Source organism: Haladaptatus sp. W1 (assembly GCF_001723155.1).
GTDB lineage: Archaea > Halobacteriota > Halobacteria > Halobacteriales > Haladaptataceae > Haladaptatus > Haladaptatus paucihalophilus.
Window position 1 is genome coordinate 1 of sequence record NZ_MEIH01000412.1, and the last position, 1589, is coordinate 1589.

Annotated in this window: 3 protein-coding genes and 1 pseudogene; 2 read left to right on the plus strand and 2 right to left on the minus strand. The window is 54.6% G+C overall.

Annotated features, from left to right (window positions below):
• Window positions 1-84: 84 nt before the first annotated feature.
• Window positions 85-285, minus strand: a complete 201-nt coding sequence (locus BG842_RS26445) for a hypothetical protein (RefSeq protein ID WP_069453117.1) — start codon at window positions 283-285, stop codon at window positions 85-87.
• Window positions 282-1007, minus strand: a complete 726-nt coding sequence (locus BG842_RS26450; RefSeq protein ID WP_083252763.1) for a dihydrodipicolinate synthase family protein — start codon at window positions 1005-1007, stop codon at window positions 282-284. Before BG842_RS26450 ends, BG842_RS26445 begins: the two co-directional genes overlap by 4 nt.
• 133 nt (window positions 1008-1140) lie before the next feature.
• On the opposite strand from BG842_RS26450, the gene BG842_RS28495 reads away from it, so the two are divergent.
• Window positions 1141-1275, plus strand: a complete 135-nt coding sequence (locus tag BG842_RS28495; protein WP_394327504.1) for a helix-turn-helix domain-containing protein — start codon at window positions 1141-1143, stop codon at window positions 1273-1275.
• A gap of 81 nt (window positions 1276-1356) precedes the next feature.
• Window positions 1357-1589 (plus strand): annotated as a pseudogene (locus tag BG842_RS26455) (hypothetical protein); the annotation flags it as partial.

The following is a 1589-nucleotide window of genomic DNA, read 5'->3' on the forward strand; positions in this document are numbered from 1 at the left end:
CCGAGGTGGTTCACTCTGCACCAGATTCGGTATGAAACACTTGTTCTGGGGAATCAGTCCAGGGAATACTTGTTCTTGTCCGCATCAAATATGACCGCTTTCGATCCCGGTAATGACGCGTTCGTATATGCTTTCCAGTTCATCCTGCTCACGTTGCGTTAATTTCGGTAGTGGCGGAAGTGGGTCACCGATATCCGTCGTATGAAGCGTGACGAGGTGTTTGATACCCGCGGCGGTCGGCAAATCATCCGTCGCGCTGACCATCGGTGCGACGACGTGCTTCATGAGGTAAGCGACGATATCGTACTCATCCGCTTGGTGAGCGTCGTAAAGACGGGAGAGATATTCCGGGAACACGTTCGGGGACCGGCTATGATACCGTCCGAACCGAGTTCGAGTGAGGCCGCGGCGAGACCCGTTGCGCCTTGGAATATGGCGAAATCATCGTCGGTCCGTTCGTTAAGTCGATAGTGATAGGTGAGGTCCCCGGAGGTGTCTTTCAGTCCGACGATGTTCTCATGTTCAGCGAGTGTTTCGACAGTTTGGATTTCTAGCGCGTTGCCGGTCAACGATGGAATGTTGTACAGAACTACTGGAAGAGATGCGCGATTCGCGATGGTGTGAAAGAAGGTTTCGAGCCCCGATTGTGTCGTGTTCAAGTAGTATGGAGCGACGACGACGGCGACGTCGGCGCCAGCCCCCGAAGCCGCATCGATGTTTTCGGTGACGTCCTTGATACTTGTCCCACCACACCCCGCAAATATCGCTACGCTTCCGGCAGCGGTCGTCGAAACCATCTCTATTACAGTCCGGTTTTGCTCGTTCGTCAAGCTAGAGAACTCTCCGATGGAACTCCCTGGAAAGAGACCGTGTACACCTCCTTCGATCAGCGCGTGAGTGAAACGTTCTATCGCCTTTTCGTTGATCTCCCCGCTACACACCGGTTGGTAGGCGTAGCCATGGGAACAATTGTCCCGATAGGTCCATATGTGTCCCTCGTTTAGCATCAATTTATAATTTGGGATGGTGATTCAAAGTCGATCTAGTGGATTTATTCCAAACATTTAATCCGTTGTTGAATTCAACCATATCTATCGTCGTTATAAGTGGTTTACAGCACAACATTTATTGGCTCGTTAGCTGAGCACTGAGACGTGTACCGGCGAGGAACTCGCCGAATCGCTGGACATCGCGCCGCCGACCCTGCACAAGCATCTCCGAATCGCGGAACGAAAAGTCCTCTCCGCCATCTTCGACGAGCCGGAGCGAGACTAATCGTTTAGCCCTCTCACTCAATGCCCCTCGGTGTCTGGGTTCTGGTATGACAATCGAGACAATCCCGGGGGACGGTAGCCGATGGGACGATGCTACGACTCCCTCGCTGAATGCCATCTTCAAGGTACTCTCGGTGCCGACTCGACGGGAGGCGTTGGTCGTCATCCGCTCGAAGACGAGCCGATTCCGGTGTCGGTGCTCGCCGACCGACTCGACGGAGAAACGGACCGGATGCGAATCGCGCTCGTGCACGTTCACCTCCCGATGCTCGACGAGGCGGGACTCGTGGCGTGGGACTCCCGAACGCGGGTCGG